Origin of the sequence: Amycolatopsis melonis (assembly GCF_040064235.1) — a bacterium.
GTDB classification, from domain to species: Bacteria; Actinomycetota; Actinomycetes; order Mycobacteriales; family Pseudonocardiaceae; genus Amycolatopsis; species Amycolatopsis melonis.
Genome location: NZ_JBDZYD010000006.1, coordinates 173,893 through 197,428 on the forward strand (window position 1 = coordinate 173,893; position 23,536 = coordinate 197,428).

26 protein-coding genes and 3 pseudogenes are annotated in these 23,536 nt (G+C 71.7%); 23 read left to right on the top strand and 6 right to left on the bottom strand.

Annotation, left to right across the window (positions count from 1 at the left end; genetic code table 11):
• Positions 1–14: 14 nt before the first annotated feature.
• Both ABJI51_RS17695 and ABJI51_RS17700 read right to left on the bottom strand, forming a co-directional pair.
• Positions 15–377 carry an SSI family serine proteinase inhibitor gene (locus ABJI51_RS17695; protein ID WP_348952125.1) on the bottom strand — a complete coding sequence of 121 codons (363 nt, stop codon included), beginning with the start codon at positions 375–377 and terminating at the stop codon, positions 15–17.
• Between the two features lie 28 nt (positions 378–405).
• Entirely contained in the window at positions 406–2,043 is a 1,638-nt protein-coding gene (locus ABJI51_RS17700) for a PucR family transcriptional regulator (RefSeq protein ID WP_348952126.1), read from the bottom strand.
• 133 nt (positions 2,044–2,176) lie between these two features.
• Here ABJI51_RS17700 and ABJI51_RS17705 point away from each other — a divergent pair, with 133 nt between their 5' ends.
• Positions 2,177–3,673: a CoA-acylating methylmalonate-semialdehyde dehydrogenase gene (locus ABJI51_RS17705; RefSeq protein WP_348952127.1), complete on the top strand. Its 1,497-nt coding sequence runs from the start codon at positions 2,177–2,179 to the stop codon at positions 3,671–3,673.
• Here the strand turns inward: ABJI51_RS17705 and ABJI51_RS17710 are convergent.
• From ABJI51_RS17710 to ABJI51_RS17725, 4 genes are read right to left on the bottom strand one after another with little or no spacing between them, the layout of a single operon-like run.
• On the bottom strand, positions 3,670–4,146 hold the full coding sequence (locus tag ABJI51_RS17710; RefSeq protein ID WP_348952128.1) for a hypothetical protein: 477 nt from the start codon (positions 4,144–4,146) through the stop codon (positions 3,670–3,672). The genes ABJI51_RS17705 and ABJI51_RS17710 overlap by 4 nt on opposite strands.
• Positions 4,143–5,336 carry a hypothetical protein gene (locus ABJI51_RS17715; RefSeq protein WP_348952129.1) on the bottom strand — a complete coding sequence of 398 codons (1,194 nt, stop codon included), beginning with the start codon at positions 5,334–5,336 and terminating at the stop codon, positions 4,143–4,145. The genes ABJI51_RS17710 and ABJI51_RS17715 overlap by 4 nt, the downstream gene beginning before the upstream one ends.
• Positions 5,333–5,650: a type VII secretion target gene (locus ABJI51_RS17720; RefSeq protein ID WP_348952130.1), complete on the bottom strand. Its 318-nt coding sequence runs from the start codon at positions 5,648–5,650 to the stop codon at positions 5,333–5,335. Before ABJI51_RS17720 ends, ABJI51_RS17715 begins: the two co-directional genes overlap by 4 nt.
• On the bottom strand, positions 5,651–6,175 hold the full coding sequence (locus ABJI51_RS17725; protein ID WP_348952131.1) for a YbaB/EbfC family nucleoid-associated protein: 525 nt from the start codon (positions 6,173–6,175) through the stop codon (positions 5,651–5,653).
• A 151-nt stretch (positions 6,176–6,326) separates the two neighbouring features.
• On the opposite strand from ABJI51_RS17725, the gene hrcA reads away from it, so the two are divergent.
• The 22 genes and pseudogenes from hrcA to ABJI51_RS17835 all read left to right on the top strand — a co-directional run bounded on the left by hrcA (position 6,327) and on the right by ABJI51_RS17835 (position 23,535).
• A complete protein-coding gene (hrcA, locus tag ABJI51_RS17730) occupies positions 6,327–7,352 on the top strand; it encodes a heat-inducible transcriptional repressor HrcA (RefSeq protein WP_348952132.1) in 1,026 nt (341 codons plus the stop codon).
• Between the two features lie 31 nt (positions 7,353–7,383).
• Positions 7,384–8,544 carry a molecular chaperone DnaJ gene (gene dnaJ, locus ABJI51_RS17735; RefSeq protein WP_348952133.1) on the top strand — a complete coding sequence of 387 codons (1,161 nt, stop codon included), beginning with the start codon at positions 7,384–7,386 and terminating at the stop codon, positions 8,542–8,544.
• Between the two features lie 2 nt (positions 8,545–8,546).
• Complete coding sequence (locus tag ABJI51_RS17740; protein ID WP_348952134.1) at positions 8,547–9,299, top strand: 16S rRNA (uracil(1498)-N(3))-methyltransferase; 753 nt, start codon at positions 8,547–8,549, stop codon at positions 9,297–9,299.
• Between the two features lie 533 nt (positions 9,300–9,832).
• Positions 9,833–10,201 (top strand): histidine triad nucleotide-binding protein, encoded by a 369-nt coding sequence (locus ABJI51_RS17745; protein ID WP_348952135.1) that lies wholly within the window; start codon positions 9,833–9,835, stop codon positions 10,199–10,201.
• An 86-nt stretch (positions 10,202–10,287) separates the two neighbouring features.
• Positions 10,288–11,028: pseudogene (locus tag ABJI51_RS17750) on the top strand (PhoH family protein); the annotation flags it as partial.
• A 516-nt stretch (positions 11,029–11,544) separates the two neighbouring features.
• Positions 11,545–11,841: pseudogene (locus ABJI51_RS17755) on the top strand (LAGLIDADG family homing endonuclease); the annotation flags it as partial.
• Positions 11,842–12,108: 267 nt separating this feature from the next.
• Positions 12,109–12,435: pseudogene (locus ABJI51_RS17760) on the top strand (PhoH family protein); the annotation flags it as partial.
• Positions 12,432–12,989: an rRNA maturation RNase YbeY gene (ybeY, locus tag ABJI51_RS17765; RefSeq protein WP_348952136.1), complete on the top strand. Its 558-nt coding sequence runs from the start codon at positions 12,432–12,434 to the stop codon at positions 12,987–12,989. The pseudogene ABJI51_RS17760 and the gene ybeY, both read left to right, overlap by 4 nt.
• Positions 12,990–12,998: 9 nt before the next feature.
• On the top strand, positions 12,999–14,345 hold the full coding sequence (locus ABJI51_RS17770) for a hemolysin family protein (protein ID WP_348952137.1): 1,347 nt from the start codon (positions 12,999–13,001) through the stop codon (positions 14,343–14,345).
• Positions 14,338–14,676: a cytidine deaminase gene (locus ABJI51_RS17775; protein ID WP_348952138.1), complete on the top strand. Its 339-nt coding sequence runs from the start codon at positions 14,338–14,340 to the stop codon at positions 14,674–14,676. The genes ABJI51_RS17770 and ABJI51_RS17775 overlap by 8 nt, the downstream gene beginning before the upstream one ends.
• Entirely contained in the window at positions 14,673–15,569 is an 897-nt protein-coding gene (gene era, locus ABJI51_RS17780) for a GTPase Era (protein WP_348952139.1), read from the top strand. The genes ABJI51_RS17775 and era overlap by 4 nt, the downstream gene beginning before the upstream one ends.
• Position 15,570: 1 nt before the next feature.
• Complete coding sequence (locus ABJI51_RS17785) at positions 15,571–15,876, top strand: CD225/dispanin family protein (protein WP_348952140.1); 306 nt, start codon at positions 15,571–15,573, stop codon at positions 15,874–15,876.
• A gap of 34 nt (positions 15,877–15,910) precedes the next feature.
• Entirely contained in the window at positions 15,911–16,219 is a 309-nt protein-coding gene (locus ABJI51_RS17790; RefSeq protein ID WP_348952141.1) for a CD225/dispanin family protein, read from the top strand.
• Positions 16,216–16,665 (top strand): DUF2752 domain-containing protein, encoded by a 450-nt coding sequence (locus tag ABJI51_RS17795; RefSeq protein WP_348952142.1) that lies wholly within the window; start codon positions 16,216–16,218, stop codon positions 16,663–16,665. The genes ABJI51_RS17790 and ABJI51_RS17795 overlap by 4 nt, the downstream gene beginning before the upstream one ends.
• A gap of 161 nt (positions 16,666–16,826) precedes the next feature.
• Positions 16,827–18,011, top strand: a complete 1,185-nt coding sequence (locus ABJI51_RS17800; protein ID WP_348952143.1) for an RDD family protein — start codon at positions 16,827–16,829, stop codon at positions 18,009–18,011.
• A gap of 67 nt (positions 18,012–18,078) precedes the next feature.
• Complete coding sequence (locus ABJI51_RS17805; RefSeq protein ID WP_348952144.1) at positions 18,079–18,549, top strand: CD225/dispanin family protein; 471 nt, start codon at positions 18,079–18,081, stop codon at positions 18,547–18,549.
• 52 nt (positions 18,550–18,601) lie between these two features.
• Entirely contained in the window at positions 18,602–19,393 is a 792-nt protein-coding gene (gene recO, locus ABJI51_RS17810; protein ID WP_348952145.1) for a DNA repair protein RecO, read from the top strand.
• Positions 19,394–19,434: 41 nt separating this feature from the next.
• Complete coding sequence (locus tag ABJI51_RS17815; protein ID WP_348952146.1) at positions 19,435–20,250, top strand: isoprenyl transferase; 816 nt, start codon at positions 19,435–19,437, stop codon at positions 20,248–20,250.
• Positions 20,247–20,663, top strand: coding sequence for a YbjN domain-containing protein (locus ABJI51_RS17820; RefSeq protein ID WP_348952147.1), 417 nt, complete (start codon positions 20,247–20,249; stop codon positions 20,661–20,663). The genes ABJI51_RS17815 and ABJI51_RS17820 overlap by 4 nt, the downstream gene beginning before the upstream one ends.
• A 225-nt stretch (positions 20,664–20,888) precedes the next feature.
• Positions 20,889–21,902 carry a permease gene (locus ABJI51_RS17825; protein ID WP_348952148.1) on the top strand — a complete coding sequence of 338 codons (1,014 nt, stop codon included), beginning with the start codon at positions 20,889–20,891 and terminating at the stop codon, positions 21,900–21,902.
• Entirely contained in the window at positions 21,899–22,672 is a 774-nt protein-coding gene (locus ABJI51_RS17830) for a TIGR03943 family putative permease subunit (RefSeq protein ID WP_348952149.1), read from the top strand. Before ABJI51_RS17825 ends, ABJI51_RS17830 begins: the two co-directional genes overlap by 4 nt.
• A 56-nt stretch (positions 22,673–22,728) precedes the next feature.
• Positions 22,729–23,535: an alpha/beta fold hydrolase gene (locus ABJI51_RS17835; RefSeq protein ID WP_348952150.1), complete on the top strand. Its 807-nt coding sequence runs from the start codon at positions 22,729–22,731 to the stop codon at positions 23,533–23,535.
• Position 23,536 lies beyond the last annotated feature (1 nt).

Below are 23,536 nucleotides of genomic sequence, written 5' to 3' on the forward strand. Positions count from 1 at the left end.
CGGCTTCCGCGCGCTCAGAAGGCGAAGACGCCGTCGGAGTCGCGGTCGGCGATGCAGCGGTTCGGGTACGTCGTGCGGAACGACACCGGCTTGCCGTGCCAGGTGCCGACCACCGTGACGTCGACCGGGGCGTAGATCAGCGTGCACGCCTGGTGGCGGGCGTTGATGCGCGAGAAGTCGCCGTTCACGCTCGCCAGGACCGCGCACGCCTTGTCGCGCTTCGGGTGGGTGCCGCCGGTCGGCTCGCAGGTCAGGACCACCGAGCTGATCCGGTTGGCGGTGTCGTGGGACGTCAGCTGCAGGGTGGACGCCGGTGGCTGCGCGGGGGCCAGGCAGCTCAGGCTCACCAGGCAGGCAGCAAGGGGGAAGAGGGCCATATCGGTGTCATCGGCCGCCCGGGGCCGATCACTGTGCTCCACGTCCGGGTGAGTCTTCGTCGCTCCGACGGGTGATGTCCAGCGCCAGCAAGGCGACGTACAGCGAGAGCATCGACTCCGGGTCCTCCAGCCGGACACCGAGCACCTGCTCGATCCGGGCGAGCTGCTGGTAGTACGCCGTGCGGGAGGTGTGCGCCGCGGCGGCCGCCGCCGACTTGTTGCCGCCCTGCTCGCAGTAGTGCCGCAGGGCCTGGACCAGCCTGCTGCCGGTGGCGGCGTCGCGCTGCAGCAGCGGTCCCAGCTCGCGGGCGGCGAACGCGGTCACGCGCTCGTCGCCTTCCAGCAGGTGCAGCAGGCCGCGCAGGCGGACGTCGGAGAGCCGGTGCAGCACCCGCTCGGCACCGGTGCCCAGCGCGGCGGCCGCGACCTGCCCGGCTTCCAGCAGTGTCCGGCGGGCGTCGGCGGGCGAGGTCACCGTGGTGCCCACGGCGAGCACGCCGGGCGCGCTGCCCCTGGCCTCGTGGACGTCGGTGGCGAGCCGGTGCAGCACGGCGTCCGCGTTCGCCTGCGGCGACAACGCCACCAGCGCCCGCACCCCGAGGTCGTCGGTGGCCACCAGCGCCGACACCTTCGCGCGCCGCGCGGCCAGCACGGTGGCCTCGGCCAGTTCGCGCAGCACCGGCGGGGTGGCCAGCGCGGGCCGGGTGGTGCCGGTCAGCCGCGGCCGGACCGCCAGCCCGACCAGCTGCCGCCCGGACAGCGGCACGGACAGCGCCGACGCGCGGGCCAGCAGCTCCGCCGTCGGCGCGGGCGAGGCGAGCAGCTCGGTCAGCACCGCGCGGTGGGCCTGCCGTTCGAGGCCGTCGGAGTCCTTGGCGACCAGGCGGTACACGGCCAGCGCGGACGCGGCCCGTTCGGCGACCACCCGGTGGCGGTGCGGCGGCTGGTCGGCGCAGACGAGGACCAGCCGTCCCCAGTCGTGCCCGCGCGCGCCGACCACGGTGACCAGCCAGCCGGAGCCGGGGTGGTAGCCGGTCCGCTCGCCGACCTGCACCACCCGCGAGCGCGCGGGCCAGCCGGTGAGCAGCTCGGCCGGGTCGGTGCCGGCCGCGTCGTAGGCGAGCACCTCGTGCGACAGCGTCTCCAGCACCACCGGCTGCTCGGTCAGCCGGGCGACCTCGCCCAGCACCACGCCCGGCTCGGCACCCGCGACCGTCAGCGCGGTGAACGTCTCGTGCACCCGCTCGGCCGCGCGCAGCTCGGCGACCTGTGCGTCGACGATCTGGCCGTTCACCGCCTCGGTGACGCTCACGAACCGCGTCTCCCGCGACAGCGTGACCAGCGGCAGGCCGTGCTCCTCGGCCGCGTCGACCAGCGCGGACGGCAGCCGGTCGCTCCAGTGCCGGACCAGCTCGACCACGACACCCGCGGCGCCGACCCCGGCCAGGTCGGCGACGTACCGGGCCAGCGCCGGGCCGTCGTCGGGCAGCGCGACGCCGGTCGTCAGCACCAGCTCGCCGCCGCGCAGCAGGTGGGCGATGTCGGCGATCTCGGCGACGTGCGCCCAGCGCACCGGCGCGTCCAGCCCGGCCGCGCCGGCGACGACGTGCGGACGGCCCTGGCGCAGCACGGGCAGCGCGAGGACCTCGGCGACGGTCGGGTACATGGCTCCTCGTGGGTGATCGGCAGGGACAGACTGTACGGCCGGGCACCAACTGACGTACACGTTGCCGATGGCGGTGGCGTGGCGCCCGCCCGGAGACTCGCAGCAGAAGTCCCCGATCGAAGGAGCGCGTGCCGTGACCGACCGCATCAGCCACTGGATCGACGGCAAGCCGTTCACCGGGACCGCCGCCCGGTCCGGTGACGTCTTCGACCCGGCCACCGGCCAGGTCAGGGCCCAGGTCGACTTCGCGGGCGAGGCCGAGGTCGAAGCCGCGGTCGCCGCGGCCAAGGCGGCGCTGCCTGGGTGGCGCGGGACGTCGCTGGCCGGCCGGACGCGGGTGCTGTTCGCCTTCCGCGAGCTGCTGGCCGCGCGCAAGCACGAGCTGGCGAAGATCATCACCAGCGAGCACGGCAAGGTCGAGTCCGACGCGGCGGGGGAGATCGCCCGCGCGATCGAGAACGTCGAGTACGCGTGCGGCGCCGCGCAGCTGCTCAAGGGCGGCTTCAGCGAGAACGCCTCCACCGGCGTCGACGTCTACTCGATCGCCCAGCCGCTGGGCGTGGTCGGCGTGATCTCGCCGTTCAACTTCCCGGCCATGGTGCCGCTGTGGTTCGTCCCCAACGCGCTGGCCTGCGGGAACACCGTGGTGCTCAAGCCGAGCGAGAAGGACCCGTCGGCGGCGGTGTTCATCGCCGAGCTGTTTGCCGAAGCCGGGCTGCCAGCGGGGGCGCTCAACGTGCTGCACGGCGACAAGGCCGCGGTCGACGGGCTGCTGGCCCACGACGACGTGAAGGCGATCTCGTTCGTCGGGTCGACGCCGATCGCGCGGTACGTCTACGAAACCGGCACCCGGCACGGCAAGCGCGTCCAGGCACTCGGCGGGGCGAAGAACCACATGGTGGTGCTGCCGGACGCCGACCTCGACCTGGCCGCCGACGCCGCGGTCTCGGCCGGGTTCGGCTCGGCGGGGGAGCGGTGCATGGCGGTGTCGGTGGTGGTGGCCGTCGACCCGGTCGGCGACGAGCTGGTGGCGAAGATCGCCGAGCGGATGTCCCGGCTGCGCGTTGGCGACGGCCGCGACCCCGAGTCCGAGATGGGGCCGCTGGTCACCAAGGCACACCACGCGCGGGTGGCGTCCTATGTGGACGCCGGAGTGGGTGCGGGCGCGACGCTGGTGGTGGACGGCCGCGGCATCGAGGTCCCCGGGGCCGCGGACGGCTTCTGGCTCGGCCCCACGCTGTTCGACCACGTCCGCCCGGAGATGTCGATCTACACCGACGAGATCTTCGGCCCGGTGCTGTCGGTGGCCCGCACGGCGTCCTACGACGACGCGCTGGCGCTGATCAACGCGAACCCCTACGGCAACGGCACGGCGATCTTCACCGGCGACGGCGCGGCCGCGCGGCGCTTCCAGAACGAGGTCGAGGTCGGCATGGTCGGCGTCAACGTCCCCATCCCGGTCCCGGTCGGCTACTACTCCTTCGGCGGCTGGAAGGACTCGCTGTTCGGCGACAGCCACGCGTACGGGCCGGAAGGGTTCCACTTCTTCACCCGCACGAAGGTCGTCACCTCGCGGTGGCCGGACCGCTCGCACGCCGGGGTCAACCTGGGCTTCCCGCGCAACTCCTAGGCGGGCAGGACGTTGACCAGCAGTTTCGTGCGCGGAGTCAGGTAGACGGCGTTCGTCCGGTCCGCCTGGATCCGCGCGCGGAACTCCGCGTCGTCGAGCCGGTAGCTGCGGTCGCCGACCACGAGGTAGGTCATCCAGACCCGTTCCATGATCGTGTACAGGCAGATCGGGTACTGCCCGCGCTCGGGCCGCCTGCCGTGCACCCGGCCGAAGTCGTGCGTCCAGCCGGTGACCACGAGCAGCCGTCCCGCGCGGACCTCGGCGAGCCGCCGCCCGCAGACGAACGCGAACCAGGCCACGACCGCGAGGATCGGGACGGCCGCGAGCGCCCCGCCAGTGGCGGCCAGGAACCCGGCCGCCGCCAGCCCGGCGACCACGAGCACCGCGGCCGTCCAGAAGTTGAAGTCGAGCAGCTTCCCGCGCTGCGACGGGTGCAGCCGTCCGTTGCGGTTGGCCAGCTCCACCTCGGTCATTCGGGATGCTCCTGCTCGTACGCCTCCCGCGTTTCGTGGTAGCGGTCGAACTGCTCGTTCTCCTGGCGGCGGCCTTCGGTCACGACCCCGACGGTGTCCGCGGGCTTCCAGCCGGGGAAGCCGCCCGCCTCCTGCCACGCGGCGGGCTTGAGCGCGCTGCGGCCGTCCTCGGAGAACTTCTTGCCCGGCCCTTCGAGCTTCTCGCCGCCGGGCACCTTGCCCGCCCAGGCGTCCTTCCAGCCCTCGGCCTTCTCGGCGGCCGACCCGGCTTCCCGGCCCGCCTGCTTCAGCTCGTTGGCCTTCCGCTCCAGCTTCGCGGCCGTCTCGACGCTCTGGTCCACGATCCGGTCGGCGCTGCGGCCGGCCTTCTTCAGCGCGTTCGCCGCCCCTTCGAGTGCCGCCTTCGACCTGCCGGCGCCCTTCGCCAGGCTTTCCAGCTTCTCGACGACCTTGGCGATCCGCGTGCTGATCTTCTCCGCGAGCACCCCGCCTTCGATCACGGTGTCCGCGATGAACGCCGCGACCGTGCCGCCGAAGGTGCACCACGACGCCGCGAGCGCGGCCAGCGCCTTGACGATCAGCTCGCCGACGAACGACGAGATCATGTCGCGGATCAGTCCGCGCTCGGTGCCGACCAGCGCGGCGCCGATGTTCATCGCCGTCGACGCACCCTGGGCATGCGACGCGGCGCCGCGGAGGACGCCGACGTAACTCTCGGCCGTCCGCTGGTAGGCCTCGGCCGAGCCGCAGTCGCTGAACGACTGCCGGACCCGCTCGGCCTTCTGCTCGTAGCTCTCGGCTGTCTCGGTGAGCTGCTTGGCGACGTTCGACCAGGTCACCGCCTTGGCCGTGACGGCTTCGGGCTTGCCGGCGAGCTTGTCGAGGCCGTCCTTGAGGAAGCTGATGTGCTCGATCAGCCAGCCGACCCCGGCGCTCGCCAGGGTGCCGAGCGGGTCCATCGCCGCGCCGAGCAGGTCGAGGGCGTCGGTGCCGACGTCCATGGCGAAGTTGCCCCAGTCGCCGCCGCGGAAGTCGGTGAGCGTCGCGGCGGCGTCGTTGAAGATGCCCGCGCCGCCGGTCTGGGCGTTGAGGTTGTCCAGCTCGCCCTTCGAACCGTCGCCCATGCCGCTCCAGAAGCCGCCCGGCGACTCGGCCGTCGCGACCAGCGGGTTCTCCTGCGTCTCGGTCATGCCGGCAGCTCCTTGCCGATGCCTTCGATCAGGCACTTGGTGGTGTGCTCGTGCTCGCGGAACGCGGCGTGCGCGGCCTGCACCCGGTCCGCGACGTCGTGCCCCGCCTCGACGGCCGCGGCCAGGAAGCCGTCGGCGGAGGTCAGCCACGCCTGGATCGGCAGCGCGAAGACCTGCCCGACCAGGCCGAAGGCGTCGAAGTCGAGTGCCTGCGCGGTGCCGGCGGCCTGGGCGGCCTGCTCGACCTTGGCGGCGATCTCCCGGACCTCGCCCTCGTGCCCGCCGAGGACGTCGAAGTCGATCTTCATGGCCATCTAGAGCCCCCGCCGCAGGATCGGGCCGCCGAAGTCCTCGTCGTCGGCCGGTCGCGGCCGGGCCGGGCGACGCGGTGTTTCCCCGGCGGTGAATGCGGACCGCGGCGATTCTTCTTCGGGCAATTCGGGCGCCGGGATCTGTTCACGGAGGAATTTCATGGCATCGCTGTCGGGCCCGATCACCGGCGCCATGACCCCGGCGAGCTGCTGCGCGGCATCGACCTGGGCACGTTTGGCGGCGGCCAGGACGGCCTGCGCGAGCCGGGCCCGCGGCAGCTCGTCCGCCCGCGGCCCGAAGGTGAGTTCCTGCAGCGCACCGCTGGTGTTGACGGTGACCGTGACGGCACCGTCGGCACTCGTGGCGGTCGCCGAGACACGCTGGAGTTTCGCTTTCGCCTCGGCGGCACGCCGGGCGATTTCGGGCATTCCGGCCGAAGCGGGATCACTGGGGTTCACGGCGACCTCGGAAGTCGGGAAGGGCATGCGGATCAGAGGCAGCAAACCGCTTTTCGGTTCCGCTATCAAGCGCGGAAATTCCGCCGGGAAGAATGGATGGGAATGTGTTGGTGTGCTCTTTACCCGGCAGGCGCGGGCCCTCCCGGTGCGGGGTTGAGCACGATCGGCTCAGCCTTCCGTAAACTCGGGGTGAGCAGCGAGCGAGGTAGGTGAGGAACCGGTGGCCAACGCGGAGGAGCGCCGCTTCGAAGTGCTGCGCGCGATCGTGGCCGACTACGTGGCCAACCAGGAACCCGTCGGGTCCAAGGCGATCGTCGAACGGCACAACCTCGGCGTGTCGAGCGCGACCGTGCGCAACGACATGGCGACCCTCGAAGAAGAGGGCTACATCACGCAGCCGCACACCAGTGCCGGCCGCGTCCCGACCGACAAGGGGTACCGCCTCTTCGTCGACCGGCTTTCCGAGATCAAGCCGCTGAGCGCGGCCGAGCGCCGCGCCATCACCACCTTCCTCGACAGCGGCACCGACCTCGACGACGTCCTGCGGCGCTCGGTCCGGCTGCTCGCGCAGCTGACCCGGCAGGTCGCCGTCGTCCAGTACCCCATGCTGACCAACGCCAAGGTGCGCCACCTCGAAGTGGTGCCGCTCACCCCGGCGCGGCTCATGCTGGTGCTGATCACCGACAACGGGCGCGTCGACCAGCGCACCGTCGACCTCGGCGACGTCATCACCGAAGAGGACGTGTCCCGGATCCGGACCGTGCTCAACACCGCCATGGCCGGGCGGCGGCTCAACGACGCCGCCGCGCACGTCGCCGAGCTGCCCGAGAAGTCGCCGGGCGAGCTGCGCGACGTGCTGATCCGGATCACCACCGTCCTGGTCGAGTCGCTGTCCGAGCACCCCGAAGAACGCCTGGTCCTCGGCGGTACCGCCAACCTCACCCGCAACGTCGCCGACTTCCCCGGCTCGCTGCGCCAGGTCCTCGAAGCCCTCGAGGAACAGGTCGTCGTGCTCAAGCTGCTGGCCGCCGCGCGCAACCCCGGTGCGATCACCGTGCGCATCGGTGAGGAAAATGAGGACGAGCAGATGCGCAGCACCTCGGTCGTCTCGATCGGCTACGGCCGCGACGACGTGGTGCTCGGCGGCATGGGGGTGGTCGGCCCGACCCGGATGGACTACCCCGGCACGATCGCCGCGGTGCGCGCGGTCGCCAACTACGTGGGCCAGATCCTGGCCGGCCGCTGAGCCGGGCAGAGCAGAAGGAGAAGCGAAGACGGTGGCGAGGGACTACTACGGCATCCTCGGGGTGGCGAAGAACGCGAGCGATCAGGAGATCAAGCGCGCGTACCGGAAGCTGGCCAGGGAGCTGCACCCCGACGTCAACCCGTCGGACGACGCCCAGCACAAGTTCGCCGAGGTCACGACGGCCTACGAAGTGCTGTCCGACCCGCAGAAGCGCAAGATCGTCGACCTCGGCGGCGACCCGATGGACAACGGCGCGCGCGGCGGGGGCGGCGACCCCTTCGCCGGCTTCGGCGGCCTCGGCGACATCATGGACGCCTTCTTCGGCGCGGCAGGCGGCGGTGGCCGCGGGCGCGGGCCGCGCAGCCGCGTCCAGCCCGGCTCCGACGCCCTCATCCGCCTCGGCCTGACCCTGGAGGAGTGCGCGACGGGCGTCGACAAGGAGATCGCCGTCGACACCGCGATCGTCTGCGACCTCTGCCGCGGCGCCGGCACCGCCGAAGGCACCACGGTCAAGACCTGCGACACCTGCGGCGGCGCGGGCGAGGTCCAGTCCGTCCAGCGGTCCTTCCTCGGCCAGGTCGTCACCGCGCGGCCCTGCCCGGTCTGCCGCGGCTTCGGCGAGGTCATCCCCGACCCCTGCCGCCAGTGCGGCGGCGACGGCCGCATCCGCGCCCGCCGCAACGTCACCGCGAAGATCCCGCCGGGCGTCGGCGACGGCATGCGCATCCGGCTGTCCGGCCAGGGCGAGGTCGGCCCCGGCGGCGGCCCGGCGGGCGACCTGTACGTCGAGATCGACGAGACCCCGCACGAGGTCTTCGTCCGGCAGGGCCACGACCTGCACTGCAACTTCCGCATCCCGATGACCACCGCCGCGCTCGGCGCCACCGTGCCCATCGCGACCCTGGTCGACGGCGACTACGACCTCGACATCGAACCCGGCACCCAGCCCAACGCCGAACTCGTCCTCACCGGCAAGGGCATGCCCCGGCTGCGGTCCTCCGGCCGCGTCGACGGCCGCGGCGACCTGCACGTCCACATCGACGTCGTCGTCCCCACCAAGCTCGACGACGCCCAGCGCGAACTGCTCGTCGAACTCGCCCAGCAGCGCGGCGAAGAAGTCCCGACCCTGGCGAACAACGGCAGCAAGCACGGCGGCCTGTTCGCCAAGCTGCGCGCCAAGAACCACCGCTGACCGTGCCCGACACCACCCTGCCGGTCTTCCTCGCCGCGTCGGTCCCGGCCTCCGGGCACGCGGTCCTCGACGGCGAGGAAGCCCGGCACGCGGCCACCGTCCGCCGCCTGCGCGCGGGCGAACGGCTCGTCCTCTCCGACGGCGCGGGCGCGATGGCCCGCTGCGTCGTCGACACCGTCCAGCCGGGCCGCGACGCCGTGCTCACGATGACGGTCGAGGAGAGCTGGACCGAACAGCCACCCGCGCTGCGCGTCCTGGTCGCCCAGGCCCTGGCCAAGGGCGACCGCGGCGAACTCGCCGTCGAACTCGCCACCGAAGCCGGCGTCGACGCCGTCGTCCCCTGGCGCGCCGCCCGCAGCGTCGCCAAATGGGAGGACGGCCCCCGCGGCGAGAAGGCACTCGCCCGCTGGCGCGCCACCGCCCGCGCCGCCGCCAAGCAGGCCCGCCGCGCGCACGTCCCCGACGTCACCGAGCCCGTCACCACCGCCGAGCTGGCCGAACTCGCCGCCACGACGTCACTGACGATCGTCCTCGAAGCCGACGTCCCCGACCGGCTCACCGACCTCCCGCTCCCCGACACCGGAGACATCCTCCTGGTCGTCGGCCCCGAAGGCGGCATCACCGACGACGAACTCAAGACCCTCACCGACGCGGGCGCCCGAGCCGTCCGCCTCGGCACGACCGTCCTGCGCACCTCCACCGCAGCGGCCGTCGCACTGGGCGCCCTCGGCGCCCTCACCACCCGCTGGCAGTGAGATCACCCAAAAAACCGGACACAATTTGCGCCCAGTTATGGCGCGATCACACTCCGACCCGTTACTCTCGTTTATTAACGCGCCACCCACTGTCAGGCGCGCCACTGGGAAGACACAGACCCCGCCGGGCACCTCCCCCCTCGGTCCGGCGGCCGCCGCGGCTGCGGTAGATCGACCCCCAGGGTCTACCGCCCGCGGCACCTTCTCTCGCTTCGCTCGTTCAGGTGCCGCTTTGCGTTCGTTGTGTCTTCTGGGGGTCAAACCCCCAGACCCCCAGCCGGGGGCACGCCCCCGGACCCCCGCCGGCTTCTCGTTCGGTCTGGTTCTCGGGTGCCCGTTGCCTGTTGCTCGGCGGCCTTCGGCCTTCTCGCGTCCTCCCGTGGGGTTACCCGTTGCCTTGCCGTGTCGTCCCTCTGGTCACGCGTGTCGTCCCTTCAATCACGCGTGTCGTCTCTCTGGTCACGCGTGTTGACCCTTCGGGCACCGTGTTGTCCCTTCGGCGCGTTTGTTGGGTGGGTCGGTAGGGTGCTCTTATGAGCGGTTTGGATGCTGAGACTCTCTTTGAACGGATCATTGGTGGGGAGATCCCTGCCGATGTTGTCTATCAGGATGAGTCGACCTTTGCCTTCCGGGATATTCGGCCTCAGGCTCGGGTTCATGTTCTGGTTGTGCCTCGGAAGCGGTACCGGAACCTGGGGGAGCTTGCCGCCGCCGATCCTGGGTTGCTTGCCGATGTTGCTCTTGCTGCCCGGAAGGTTGCCGAGATCGAGGGCATCCTTGAGAGTGGGTATCGGGTTGTCTTCAACACCGATGAAGATGCTGGGCAGACCGTCTTCCATGTTCATGCCCATGTGCTGGGCGGGGAGCCGCTGGGGTTGTTCGGGGCTCCGGAGCAGGACTAGCGAAACCGGCCTGCGTCTTGTCGGGGGGTGCCAGTAGCATCGGTGGGGTCCGTAGTCCCTCACCGAGAAAGCAGGGCCGAGGCCACGTGGCCGGAACCGTACCGGGTGGAGCCGCCCGACCTGACGTCCCCGGGGACGTCCCCAAGACCGAGGATGGCGCTGTTCAGGCTGCTCAGTCCCGGTTCCCCATCCCCGACGCCGCCGCACTCAGCCTGCTCGGGTCCCGTGACGAGAACCTGCGCGTCGCCGAGGAACTCCTCGCCGCCGACGTGCACGTCCGCGGCAACGAGGTCACCCTGACCGGCACCCCGGCCGACGTCGCCTTCGCCGAACGCGTCTTCGCCGAGCTCGTCCAGCTCGCCACCGGCGGCCAGCAGGTCGGCCCGGACACCGTGCGGCGCACCGTCGGCATGCTCTCCACCGGCGACGCCTCGCCCGCCGAGGTCCTCAGCCTCAACATCGTGTCCCGGCGCGGCAAGACCATCCGGCCCAAGACGCTCAACCAGAAGCGCTACGTCGACGCCATCGACAAGCACACCGTCGTCTTCGGCATCGGCCCCGCCGGCACCGGCAAGACCTACCTGGCCATGGCCAAGGCCGTCCAGGCCCTGCAGGCCAAGCAGGTCACCCGCATCGTCCTCACCCGCCCGGCCGTCGAAGCCGGCGAGCGCCTCGGCTACCTGCCGGGCACGCTCAACGAGAAGATCGACCCGTACCTGCGCCCGCTCTACGACGCGCTGCACGACATGGTCGAACCGGAGTCGATCCCGCGCCTCATGCAGGCCGGGACGATCGAAATCGCACCCCTCGCCTATATGCGTGGCCGTGCGCAGCCGGTGACGACGCCGGTGCTGACCCCGGACGGTTTCCGGCCCATCGGCGAACTGCAGGTCGGCGACCTGGTCATCGGCTCGAACGGGGAGCCGACGCCCGTCCTCGGTGTCTACCCGCAGGGCGAGAAGGACATCTATCGCGTCACCGCGAGCGACGGTGCCTCGACGCTGTGCTGCGGTGAGCACCTCTGGGCGGTCAAGACCGCGTCCGACAAGCGCCGTGGCAAGCCGTGGCGTGTCCTCCAGACCAAGGACATGATCGGCAAGCTGCGTGCCGCGCACGCCCGCCGGTACGAACTGCCGATGCTCACGGCGCCGGCGTGCCACCCCGGGCGCGAAGTGCCGATGGACCCCTACGCACTGGGGCTTCTGCTCGGCGACGGCTGCCTGACCGGCTCCACGACGCCGGGCTTCGCGACCGAGGACCCCGAGCTGGCCCTCGCCCTCGAGGCGGCACTGCCCGGTGTGCGCGTGCGCCACAAGGACGGAGCCGACTACACGCTCAACCGGATGCGGCAGCAGGGCGAGGTCATCACGCTCGAGAACCCGGTCGCCGGGGCGCTGCGCACGCTGGAACTGATCGGCACCCGTTCCCACACCAAGTTCGTCCCGGAGGTCTACCTCCAGAACTCCGCGGACGTCCGGCTGGCGCTCCTGCAAGGGCTGCTGGACTCCGACGGCGGGCCGGTCACGCAGTTCGCCCGCACCTGCCGCATCCAGTACGTCACAACGTCGCCGCGGCTCAAGGACGACGTCATCCGCCTGGTGCAGTCGCTCGGCGGCGTTGCCTACACCCGGCGCCGCGCCGCGCTCGGCCGCAAGCCGGGCCGGGCCAACGGACGGGACGTGAGCTACCGGCACGACGCGCACGTCCTCGAGATCCGGCTGCCCGCCGGGATCGAGCCGTTCCGCCTCACTCGCAAGCGGCAGCGCTACCACGAGGCCGGCGGTGGTGGCCGTCCGATGCGGTTCATCGACCGCATCGAACCGGCAGGCCGAGCCGAGGCCGTGTGCATCCAGGTGGGCGCCGCCGACTCGCTGTACGTCACCGACGATCACCTGCTGACGCACAACACGCTGAACGACGCCTTCATCATCCTCGACGAGGCGCAGAACACCACGCCCGAGCAGATGAAGATGTTCCTCACCCGGCTCGGCTTCGGCTCCAAGATCGTCGTCACCGGCGACATCACCCAGGTCGACCTGCCCAGCGGGCAGCGCAGCGGCCTGCGTGTCGTGCGGGACATCCTCACCGGCGTCGAAGACCTCCACTTCGCCGAGCTGACCAGCCAGGACGTCGTCCGGCACAAGCTCGTCGGGGACATCGTCGACGCCTACGAAAAGTGGCAGGCCGTGCAGGACGCCCAGCAGGGCGACGGCTGGAAGGGCACCAGGCGTTGAGCATCGAGATCGCCAACGAGTCCGGCGTCAACGTCGACGAGGCGTCCATCGTCTCCGCCGCCCGCTACGCCCTCGACAAGATGGAGGTCAGCCCGCTCGCCGAGCTGTCCATCCTGCTCGTCACCCTCGACGTCATGGAAGACCTCCACGAACGCTGGATGGACCTGCCGGGGCCCACCGACGTCATGGCCTTCCCGATGGACGAGCTCGACTCCTCCCGCCGCCCCGACGCGCCCGACGCGTCGCCTGCTCTGCTCGGGGACATCGTGCTCTGCCCGGCGTTCGCCAAGGACCAGGCCAAGACCGCGGGGCACTCGCTCATGGACGAGCTGCACCTGCTCACCGTGCACGGCTGCCTCCACCTGCTCGGCTACGACCACGCCGAACCGGCCGAGGAACGCGAGATGTTCGCCCTCCAGAAGCGCATCCTCGGCGAGTACCAGGACGCCGTCGCCGCGCTGGCGAAGCAGAACGCCCAGCGCAGCACCGACGACCGCGTCCTCGGCATCGCCGGGCTCGACGCGCCCGAGCCGTCCACCGGGGACACGCCCTAGGCGCCTGCCATGGTCCAGCTCCTCTTCGCGATCGCGCTCGTGCTCCTCGCGGGCGTGTTCGCCGCGGCCGACGCCGCCATCAGCAGCGTCTCGCAGGCCCGGGCCGAAGGCCTCGCCCGGCTCGGGCTCCCCGGCGCCCGGCAGCTCGCGAGCGTCGTCGCCGAACGCCGCCGCCACATCAACCTGCTGCTCCTGCTGCGCCTCGGCTGCGAGCTGACCGCGACGGTGCTCGTCACCGTCGCCGTCGGGACGTGGATCCGGCCGCTCGGCCTCGCGGTCCTGGTCACCGCGGTCGTCATGGTCGTGGTCAGCTACGTCCTCATCGGCGTCGGCCCGCGCACCCTCGGCCGCCAGCACCCCTACCGCATCGGCCGCTACGTCGCCGGCCCCGTCCGCGTCCTCGGCTCGGTCCTCGGCCCGCTGTCGCGGCTGCTGATCCTCGTCGGCAACGCCATCACGCCCGGCCAGGGCTTCCGCGAAGGCCCGTTCACCTCCGAGGTCGAGCTGCGCGAGCTGGTCGACATGGCCCAGGAACGCGGCGTCGTCGAGGACTCCGAGCGCGAGATGATCCACTCGGTGTTCGAGCTCGGCGACACCGTCGCCCGCGAGGTCATGGTGCCGCGCACCGAGATCGTCTGGATCGAGCGCGCCAAGACCGTCCGCCAGGCACTGGCGCTGGCCCTGCGCACCGGGTTCACCCGGCTGCCGGTGATCGACGAGTCCGTCGACGACATCGTCGGCGTCGTCAACATCAAGGACCTCATGACGGCCTACCTCGACCCGGACGGGCCGAGCACCGTCGTCGAGTCGGTGATGAAGCCGGCGTCGTTCGTCCCGGACTCCAAGCGCCTCGACGAGCTGCTCAAGGAAATGCAGCGCTCGCACAACCACATGGCGATCGCCGTCGACGAGTACGGCGGCACGGCGGGCCTGCTCACCATCGAGGACGTGCTGGAGGAGATCGTCGGCGAGATCACCGACGAGTCCGACGCCGACGAGCGCCCCGAAGTCGAGGAGCTCGACGACGGCGCCGTCCGCGTGTCGTCCCGGATGAGCGTCGACGACCTGGGCGAGCTGTTCGGCATCGACCTCGAAGACCACGACGTGGAGACCGTGGGCGGCCTGCTCGCGGAACGACTGGGTAGGGTCCCGCTGCCGGGGGCCGAAGCGGAGGTCGCCGGCCTTCGGCTGTTCGCCGAAGGGGGCAAAGACCGGCGCGGCCGCATGCGGATCACGTCCGTGGTCGTGCACCCGGCCGACGCCGACGCGGTGACCGACCCCGCCGACCGGAGCGCGCGCCGCCGGACCCGCCTGCCCCACCCCGACGAACGCGACAGGAGCGTCGAACATGCCTGAACTCGAGGCCGATGACCACAAGCTGGTGACGCTGGCCCGGTCCTCCCGCGCCCGCATCCAGGCGCCCGAGGGCGCCGCGGTCCGCGACACCGACGGCCGCACCTACGCCGCAGGCACGGTCGACCAGCCGTCGTTCAAGCTCACCGCGCTCCAGGCCGCGGTCGCCGCCGCCCTCTCCAGCGGCGCCGAGGGCATCGAGGCCGCCGCCGTCGTCACCGACCAGGGCCTGCTCAAGGAGGCGTCGGTGCACGCGGTCCGCGACATCGCGAAGACCGCGCCGATCATCCTCGCCGACCCCCGCGGCGAGATCCTCCAGGTGCTCGAGCGATGACCGAGCACCGCTCCGGCTTCGCCTGCTTCGTCGGCCGTCCCAACGCGGGCAAGTCGACGCTAACCAACGCCCTCGTCGGCACGAAGGTCGCGATCACCTCCAGCAAGCCGCAGACCACCCGGCACGCCATCCGCGGCATCGTGCACCGCGAGGACGCCCAGCTCGTCCTCATCGACACGCCCGGCCTGCACCGCCCCCGCACCCTGCTCGGCGAGCGGCTCAACGACATCGTGCACACGACGTGGTCCGAAGTGGACGTCGTGGGGTTCTGCGTGCCGGCGAACGAGAAGATCGGGCCCGGCGACAAGTTCATCGCCGCCGAGCTGCAGAAGATCGCCAAGCGGACGCCGGTGATCGGCATCGTCACCAAGACCGACCTCGTCCAGCCCCAGCAGGTCGCCGAGCAGCTGCTCGCCCTGCAGCAGGTGATGGACTTCGCCGAGCTGGTCCCGGTGTCCGCGGTGGACGGTTTCCAGGTCGACACGCTGGCCAAGCTGCTGATCGAGCGGCTTCCGGAGGGCCCGCAGCTGTACCCGGGCGGCGAGCTGACCGACGAGCCCGAGCAGACGCTGGTCGCCGAGCTGATCCGCGAGGCGGCGCTGGAAGGCGTCCGCGACGAGCTGCCGCACTCGATCGCCGTCACCGTCGAGGAGATGCTGCCGCGCGAAGGCCGCGACGACCTCATCGACGTGCACGCGTTCCTGTACGTGGAACGGCCCAGCCAGAAGGGGATCATCCTCGGGCACAAGGGCGAGCGGCTGCGCGAGGTCGGCGCGACCGCGCGTAAGCACATCGAGCGGCTGCTCGGCTCGAAGGTCTACCTCGACCTGCACGTCAAGGTGGCCAAGGACTGGCAGCGCGACCCCCGCCAGCTGCGCCGGCTGGGGTTCTGACATGACCGCGAAGCCGACCCCGCCCGCGGACTACAACCCCGGCCCGCCGCCCGCCTCGAACCTGGTCTGGGGCATCGTCAGCGCGATCGTCTGCTGCCTGCCCTTCGGTGTCATCTCGATCTTCCAGGCGGTCAAGGTCGAGAAGCTCTGGGCCCAGGGCGACCAGGAGGCGGCCCACGCGGCGGCCCGCGACGCCCGCCGCTGGGCGATCGTCGCCGCGGTCGCCGGGCTGGTCGTCTGGGCCGCGGCCATCGTGGCGGCCGTGCTCCTGCTGGGAACGCTGACAGACGACGCCGCGTCCCACTGACGACGTCGTCGACGGCAGCAGGAGGACGGACCCGGTGACCTGGCCGTACCCGCAGTACCCGCCGCCCTCCGGGCCGCCACCGGAGACCAACCTGGTCTGGGCGATCCTGGCCACCATCATGTGCTGCGTGCCGTTGGGTATCGTCGCCATCGTGAAGGCCAACCAGGTCAACACCCTGTGGTACCAGGGTTACCACGCCGAAGCGCAGCGGTCGGCCGACGACGCCCGCAAGTGGGCGATGTGGGCGGCGATCTCCGCCGCCGCGGTGGTCGCGCTCTACCTGCTCGCGGCCTTCCTGGTGTTCGTGCTGCTCGGGGTGTCGCTTTGGGGGGCGGCTCGATGACGACTGTCTACACGGGATACCCGGCCCGCGGGGCCAGGGCGAAGCTGCGTGCCCTCGGCGCGCCGATGGCCGTCGTCGGCGGCCTCGGCGTGTGCTGCGCGGTCGTCTGGATCGGCGACCCGACAACGCCGGGCGGCTTCCTCCCGGTCTGCCCGACCAAGGCGTTGCTCGGCATCGACTGCCCGGGCTGCGGCGGCATGCGGATGGCCTACAGCGTGATGCACGGCGACATTCCCGCCGCCCTGCACTACAACGCGGTGTCGTTCGTGATCGTGCTGCTGTTCGTGTGGAGCATCATCGCGTGGACCGTCGGCCGCCTGCGCGGCCGCCCGGTGAACAGCTGGCTGCACTGGCGCTGGACGCCACTGGCGTTTTCGGTCGTGTTCGTCGTCTGGTTCATCGTCCGCAACCTGCCGTTCGCCCCGTTCACCGCGTTGCGCGTCTGAATCGCCACTGAGGGGAACCGAGCGCGGACCGGTCGCGTCGGACCCACGACCGTGTCACCCGGACAGTGGACGCCTGGGAGGCGCGGCCGTCACGGCAGCGAGTACGCTCCCGCGGACCGGCCCGTGCCGGATCCACATGCGACCATCGAGGGGGAGACCCGATGACCGATCCCTACGGTCAGCAGTCCTTCGGGCAGCCACAGCCGTTCGGGCAGCCGGGCACTCCCTTCGGCGCGCCGCAGAACTACGCGAACTGGGGCCAGCGCGCCCTCGGCTGGCTCATCGACGTGGGTCCTTTCCTCGTGCTGTGCGTGATTCTCGTCCCGCTGGCCTTCACCGGGGGAGACGCGTTTTCGATGCTGACGGTGGTCGGCTCGCTCGCCTGGCTCGGCTGGTCCGTGTACAACCGCTGGATCCTGCAGGGCAACACCGGCCAGTCGATGGGCAAGCGGGTCGCGAAGGTCAAGCTGGTCCGGGAGGACACCGGCCAGCCGGTCGGCCCGGGCATCGCGTTCGTGCGCGACCTGGCCCACGCCGTCGACAACGTCATCTGCTACGTCGGCTGGCTGTGGCCCCTGTGGGACGACAAGTCCCAGACGCTCGCGGACAAGATGACGGGCACCATCGTGGTCACCGCCGACGACGCGGCGACGCCGTTCGCCCAGCCGGGCGCGCAGCCGTTCGCCGGGGGGTATCCCCCGGCGGGGCAGCAGCCCGGGCAGTTCGGCTCCGGTGGCTTTCCGCAGCAGCCCGCCGGGGGTTTCGGGCAGCCGCAGCCGGGTCAGCCTGCTCCGGGTGGCTTTGGTCAGCCGCAGCCGGGCGGTTTCGAACAGTCGCAGCCGGGTGGTTTCCCGCAGCAGCCTGCCCCGGGTGGTTTCGGTCAGCCGCAGCCGGGCCAGCCCGCCCCGGGCGGGTTCGGCCAGCCGCAGTCTGGTGGTTTCGAGCAGCCGCAGTCCGGTGGCTTTCCGCAGCAGCCCGCCCCGGGCGGCTTTGGTCAGCCGCAACCCGGCCAGCCGCAGTCTGGTGGTTTCGAGCAGCCGCAGTCCGGCGGCTTTCCGCAGCAGCCCGCCCCGGGTGGTTTCGGCCAGCCGCAACCCGGCCAGCCCGCCTCGGGCGGCTTCCCGCAGCAGCCCGCGCCCGGCGGCTTCGGCCAGCCGCAGCCCGGCGGCCTCCCGCAGCCCGGCGGCCCGTCCTTCGACGAAGGCGAGCGCACCCAGATGCTCCGCCCGGACTCGCCAGGCGCCTCCGGCGAGCAGCCCGAGCGCACCCAGATGCTGCGGCCGGAAGAGGCCGGGGAGACCCAGAAGATCGATCCCGGCAGTTTCGGGCAGCCGCCGCAGCACTAGCACGCTTTTCCGCATCGTCGCCGGGGGTCGCCCGGCGGAAGTTCACGAGTAGTTGGGGTAGAAGTTCATGACCAATCCCTACGGCCAGCCGCAGCAGCCCTACGGCCAGCAGCCGCAGCAGCCACAGCCGGGCTATGGCACGCCGTCCGGTGGCGTGCCCGCCGCGCCCTACGGCCAGCCGGCCCCGTACGGGCAGCCCGCGCCGTACGGGCAGCCGCCCACCGGCGGCTTCGGTGCCCCCGGCTACGGCATGCCCGGCGGCGACGTCAACGCCATCAAGGACTACAAGGGCTGGGCGATCGCTTCGCTCTTCCTCGGCGGCCTCATCCTCGGGATCTTCGCGATCATGAAGTCCAACGAGGTCGGCACCTACAAGATGCAGGGCAACTACGCGATGGCCGAGCAGGCGTCGCGTACCACCAAGACGCTCTGCCTGATCTCGACCATCCTGGGCGGCATCGGCTGCGTCACGGCGATCATCATCATCATCGCCTCGGCGGTGGCGGTCAGCACCGCCTGCAGCGGCTACTACTGCTGATTTCCGCGGGGCGCACCACCCCGGCATCGCCCGAGAGTGGGACGATGTCGGGGTGGTGAACCTCTACCGCGACACCGGAGTGGTGCTGCGCACGCACAAGCTCGGTGAAGCCGACCGGATCGTCACGCTGCTGACCCGGCGGCACGGCAAGGTCCGCGCCGTCGCCAAGGGCGTGCGGCGCACGTCGTCGCGCTTCGGGGCGCGGCTGGAGCCGTTCGGCCACGTCGACGTGCAGTTCTACACCGGCCGGACCCTCGACGTGATCACCCAGGTCGAGACCGTCGACGCCTTCGCGCTGCCGCTGGTCGCCGACTACCAGCGCTACACCGCGGCCAGCGCGATCGCCGAGACCGCGGACCGGCTCTCGGCCGAAGAGGGCGAGCCCGTCCTCAAGCTGTACCTCCTCGTCGTCGGGGCGCTGCGCGCGCTCGCCGCGGGGGAGCGGGACGCCTCCCTCGTGCTCGACGCCTTCTTCCTCCGCGCGATGTCCTACGCCGGCTGGGCGCCCGCGCTCACCGAGTGCGCCCGCTGCGGCCTGCCCGGCCCGCACACGGCGTTCAGCGTCGCCGCGGGCGGCTCGATGTGCGCCGACTGCCGGATCCCCGGCTGCGTGCACCCCGCTCCCGAGGTCCTCGACCTGCTCACCGCCCTCCTGCACGGCGAATGGCCGCTGGCCGAGGCGACCCTGCCCGGCACCCGCCGCGACGCGAGCGGCCTGGTCGCGGCCCACCTGCAGTGGCACCTGGAGCGCCAGCTGCGGTCCCTGCCCCTGGTCGAGCGACGCGCTCGTGAGGCGGTGACATCCGGGGGCTCCGCCGAAGGTCAGCGGGTACCCGGGCAGTAGGGTCGGGCCAGATCGGTTTCACCCATCCAGGGAGGCTCGCAGTGCTGCGCAGGGGACGCGAGAACAAGGCGTCGCGATACGAGCTGCGGGCCCCGGATCCGCACCCGTCCGGCGCGAAGCCACCGGAAATCCCCCGCGACCTGCTGCCCAAGCACGTCGCGCTGGTCATGGACGGCAACGGCCGCTGGGCCAACCAGCGCGGCCTGCCGCGGATCGAGGGACACAAGCGCGGCGAAGCGGTGATGATCGACGTCGCCAGCGGCGCGGTCGAACTCGGCGTCAAGTGGCTGTCGGTGTATGCGTTCTCGACCGAGAACTGGAAGCGCAGCCCCGAAGAGGTGCGGTTCCTCATGGGCTTCAACCGCGACACGATCCGCCGTCAGGTCGACTACCTCGGCTCGATCGGCGTGCGCATCCGCTGGGCGGGGCGGCGGCCGAAGCTGTGGGCGTCGGTGATCAAGGAACTGCAGGCGGCCGAGGAGAAGACCAAGCACAACACGGCGCTCAACATGACGATGTGCGTCAACTACGGCGGCCGCGCCGAGCTCGCCGACGCGATGCGCCGGATCGCCCAGGACGTCGCCGACGGCAGGCTGGACCCGGGCAAGGTCACCGAGAAGACCATCGGCAAGTACCTGTACCAGCCGGAAATGCCGGACGTGGACCTGTTCCTGCGGCCCTCGGGCGAGCAGCGGACGTCGAACTTCCTGCTGTGGCAGTCGGCCTACGCCGAGATGGTCTACCAGGACACGCTGTTCCCGGACTTCGACCGGACCCACCTGTGGCGCGCCTGCCTGGAGTTCGCCAAGCGCGACCGCCGCTTCGGCGGCGCGGTCGACCAGGCGGCCTCGTCGTGAGTGCCACCGAAGCGGCCGAAACGGCGGAGCTGCTGACACAGGCGAAGGACGCACTCGAGCGTTACCTCGAGGTCCGCGTCGACGACGACGGGGCGCTGACGTTCTCCCACGGCGGCGTGCCGTGCGTGATCCAGGCGACCCGTCTCGGGGAGGGCCTCACGGTCCTGACCCTGACGTGCGTGGTCGGCTGGGACCTGCCGGACGCGCCGGAGCTGTCGATTGCCGTGGCCGAGCGGGCGGGCCAGGGACTGTTCGGGACGCTCGGGATCGGCCACTCGGACAACGGCGTCGACGTGACGCTGCGCTACGCGTTCCCCGCGGCCGGTCTGGACGAAGCGGCGCTCGGGACGCTGCTGATGCTCGTGGTGTCGACGGCTTCGCAGCTGCGGGCCGACCTGCCGGGCATCCTCTGACTGTCCGGGCCGCCGGATTCGCGAGCCCCGAGGACATGAACGACTCGTTCATGCCATCCGACGCGGTGAACGACTCTTTCCTGCCATCCGGCGACCTGAAGGCGTAACCCACACGGGTCCGAAACCGCCGCGAACGGAGAATTCCGGTCGAAAACCGGCCGTATCCGGCCGTTTTCGGCCTGTGCGGGTCCGATCCTGTCGGACCCTCCTGGCATCATCTCCGCCGTGGACACCCTTCCCGACACCGAGGCCGAGCCCGGACGGCGCACCCGCCGCTTCCGGATCAGCTCGGTCGAAGTGCTGTGCGCGATCCTGCTGATCGCCATCCTCGCCCAGGGCCGGCTGCAGCAGCTGTTCGACGTTCCGGCGCTGCGCACCGGCTCCACGGTGTTCGTCGCCGTGTGCGTGCAGGCGCTGCCGTTCCTCGTGCTCGGCGTGCTGATCAGCGGCGCCATTGCCGCGTTCGTGCCCGCGCGCGTGCTGGAGAAGGTGCTGCCACGCCGGGCCGGTGCGGCCGTCGGCGTCGCCGGGCTAGCCGGCGTTGCGCTGCCGGGCTGCGAATGCGCCTCCGTGCCCGTGGCCCGGCGGCTGATGGGGCAGGGCGTGGCCCCGGCGGCGGCACTGACGTTCCTGCTCGCCGCCCCCGCGGTGAACCCGGTGGTGCTGGTGGCCACCGCGGTCGCGTTCCCCGGCAAACCGGAGATGGTGCTGGCCCGGTTCGCCGGCTCGCTGGCCACCGCGGTGGTGATGGGCTGGCTGTGGGCCCGCTGGGGCAAGCTCGAATGGATCACCGAACGCGCCCTGCGCCGTCTCCCGGAGGTGGCGACCGGGCAACGGTGGCGGGTGTTCGCCGAGACGGCCCGCACGGACCTGGTCGAGGCCGGCGGTTTCCTGGTGCTGGGCGCGCTGATCTCGTCGGCGCTGAACGTGCTCGTGCCTGCCAGGTGGTTCGGCGTGCTCGGCGACCAGATCGTGCTCGGCGTGCTCGTCATGGCGGTGCTCGCGGTGGTGCTGGCGCTGTGCAGCGAGGCGGACGCGTTCGTGGCGGCGTCGCTGACCGCGTTGCCGCTGCTGCCGAAGCTGGTGTTCCTGGTCGTCGGCCCGGCGGTGGACGTCAAGCTGTTCGCCCTGCAGGCGGGCACGTTCGGCCGGTCGTTCGCGGTGCGGTTCGCGCCCGTGACGTTCGTGGTGGCGATCGCCTGCGCGGTCGTGGCCGGAGTCGTGGTGGGGGTGTCGTGAAACGGGAGACCCAGAACATCCTGCTGATCCTGCTGGGCGGGGCGCTGGTCAAGATCGCGGTCAACGGCGACTACCTGCGGTACGTCAAGCCGGCGCAGCAGCCGTGGGTCATCGCGGGCGGCGCGGTGATGGTGCTGCTCGGCGCGGTCGCGATCGTGCGTGACCTGCTGGCGGCGCGCGCGAAGGTCGCCGCCGGGGCCGAGCCGGGCACGGCACCGGACCTGCCGGAGGCCGCGGGCCACGGCGCCGCGGACCACGGGCACGCCCACTCGACCCGGCCGGCGTGGCTGCTGCTGGTCCCGGTGCTGGCCGTCTTCCTGGTGGCGCCCCCGGCACTGGGCTCGGACTCGGTGATCCGCACGGAGTCCCGTGCGCCGTCGAGCGCGGCCGCGGCCAACGCGGCGGCCTTCCCGCCGTTGCCGGCGGGGGACGTGGTGCCGTTGGCGGTCAACGAGTTCGTCAGCCGCGCGGGCTGGGACAAGGCGGGCACGCTCGACGACCGCACGGTCGCGCTGACCGGGTTCGTGGTGCACACCGAGGGCAACACGCTGCTGGCCCGCCTGGTGATCAGCTGCTGCGCGGCGGACGCGTTCCCGGTGACGGTCCGCCTCCGCGGCGGCGAAGCGGACCATCTGGCCAGCGACACGTGGATCAAGGTGACCGGCCGCGTGGTCCCGGGCACGGCGACGAAGGAGAACAGCTACACCCCGGACTTCACCCCGGCATCGGTGACAACGGTGCCCACCCCCAAGGACCCGTATGAGTACTGACCGGCGCTGACATTCGTCCAAGACGGGCGGACGACGGGCGCCTTACCTTGCGGCGCATGGGAAATCACGACATCGCGCACGGGATGCGCGTGGTCCGCGAGGGACCGCGGCAGGCGCCGCCGGTGCTGCTGATCCACGGATCGGGTGCCTCGGGTGCCTCCTGGGGGCCGGTGGCCGAGGCGCTCACCACTCGCCACCACGTCATCCGGGTCGATCTGCCGGGGTGTGGCCAGTCGCCGCCCGTCCGGTCCTACGCGGTGCCCGGGCTCGCCGCCCGGGTGGCCGCGCTGCTCGACGACCTCGGCGTGCGGCAGGTCGCGGTGGCCGGGCACTCCAGCGGCGGCTACGTCGCCACCGCGCTGGCGGAACAGCGCCCCGAGCTGGTGCGGTCGTTGGCACTGGTCAGTACCGGCCCGGGCCTGGACGCCCTGCTGCCGCAGCCGTTCGCCGTCCGGGCACTGCTGGCGCCGCCGCTCGGCCCGCTGCTCTGGCTTCGACGGCCGGATGGGGTGATCCGCAAGGGAATCCGCGCGACGGCGGCCTGCGACGTGGCCATCCCGGACGAGCTGATCGCCGACCTGAAGACGATGACCTACCGCGCGTTCCGGAAGGTGCTGCGCGGCAACTCCGCCTACGTCGCCGAGCGGAGCGTGCCCGACCGGCTCGCCGGGCTCGGGGTGCCCGTGCTGGTGATCTTCGGTGCGGCGGATCCCCGCTGGGACCCGGCGTCGGCGAAGCGGTACGAGAAGGTGCCGGGCGCGCGCGTCGAGCTGCTGCCCGGGGTCGGTCACCTCCCGATGCTCGAAGCGCCCGAAGCGACCAGTGAGCTTCTGGTGCGCTTCGCCGTGCTCCCGTCGGCCTAAG

What these genes read in the sequence shown, in the direction of transcription:
- ABJI51_RS17800 (WP_348952143.1), top strand. Translation starts at nt 16,827, where the DNA reads ATGACCGATCCCTACGGTCAGCAGTCCTTCGGGCAGCCACAGCCGTTC.
- era (WP_348952139.1), top strand. Translation starts at nt 14,673, where the DNA reads ATGACCGAGCACCGCTCCGGCTTCGCCTGCTTCGTCGGCCGTCCCAAC.
- ABJI51_RS17775 (WP_348952138.1), top strand. Translation starts at nt 14,338, where the DNA reads ATGCCTGAACTCGAGGCCGATGACCACAAGCTGGTGACGCTGGCCCGG.
- ABJI51_RS17770 (WP_348952137.1), top strand. Translation starts at nt 12,999, where the DNA reads ATGGTCCAGCTCCTCTTCGCGATCGCGCTCGTGCTCCTCGCGGGCGTG.
- ABJI51_RS17835 (WP_348952150.1), top strand. Translation starts at nt 22,729, where the DNA reads ATGGGAAATCACGACATCGCGCACGGGATGCGCGTGGTCCGCGAGGGA.
- ABJI51_RS17715 (WP_348952129.1), bottom strand. Translation starts at nt 5,336, where the DNA reads ATGACCGAGACGCAGGAGAACCCGCTGGTCGCGACGGCCGAGTCGCCG.
- ABJI51_RS17805 (WP_348952144.1), top strand. Translation starts at nt 18,079, where the DNA reads ATGACCAATCCCTACGGCCAGCCGCAGCAGCCCTACGGCCAGCAGCCG.
- ABJI51_RS17795 (WP_348952142.1), top strand. Translation starts at nt 16,216, where the DNA reads ATGACGACTGTCTACACGGGATACCCGGCCCGCGGGGCCAGGGCGAAG.
- ABJI51_RS17700 (WP_348952126.1), bottom strand. Translation starts at nt 2,043, where the DNA reads ATGTACCCGACCGTCGCCGAGGTCCTCGCGCTGCCCGTGCTGCGCCAG.
- ABJI51_RS17745 (WP_348952135.1), top strand. Translation starts at nt 9,833, where the DNA reads ATGAGCGGTTTGGATGCTGAGACTCTCTTTGAACGGATCATTGGTGGG.
- ABJI51_RS17785 (WP_348952140.1), top strand. Translation starts at nt 15,571, where the DNA reads ATGACCGCGAAGCCGACCCCGCCCGCGGACTACAACCCCGGCCCGCCG.
- ABJI51_RS17720 (WP_348952130.1), bottom strand. Translation starts at nt 5,650, where the DNA reads ATGGCCATGAAGATCGACTTCGACGTCCTCGGCGGGCACGAGGGCGAG.
- ABJI51_RS17695 (WP_348952125.1), bottom strand. Translation starts at nt 377, where the DNA reads ATGGCCCTCTTCCCCCTTGCTGCCTGCCTGGTGAGCCTGAGCTGCCTG.
- ABJI51_RS17710 (WP_348952128.1), bottom strand. Translation starts at nt 4,146, where the DNA reads ATGACCGAGGTGGAGCTGGCCAACCGCAACGGACGGCTGCACCCGTCG.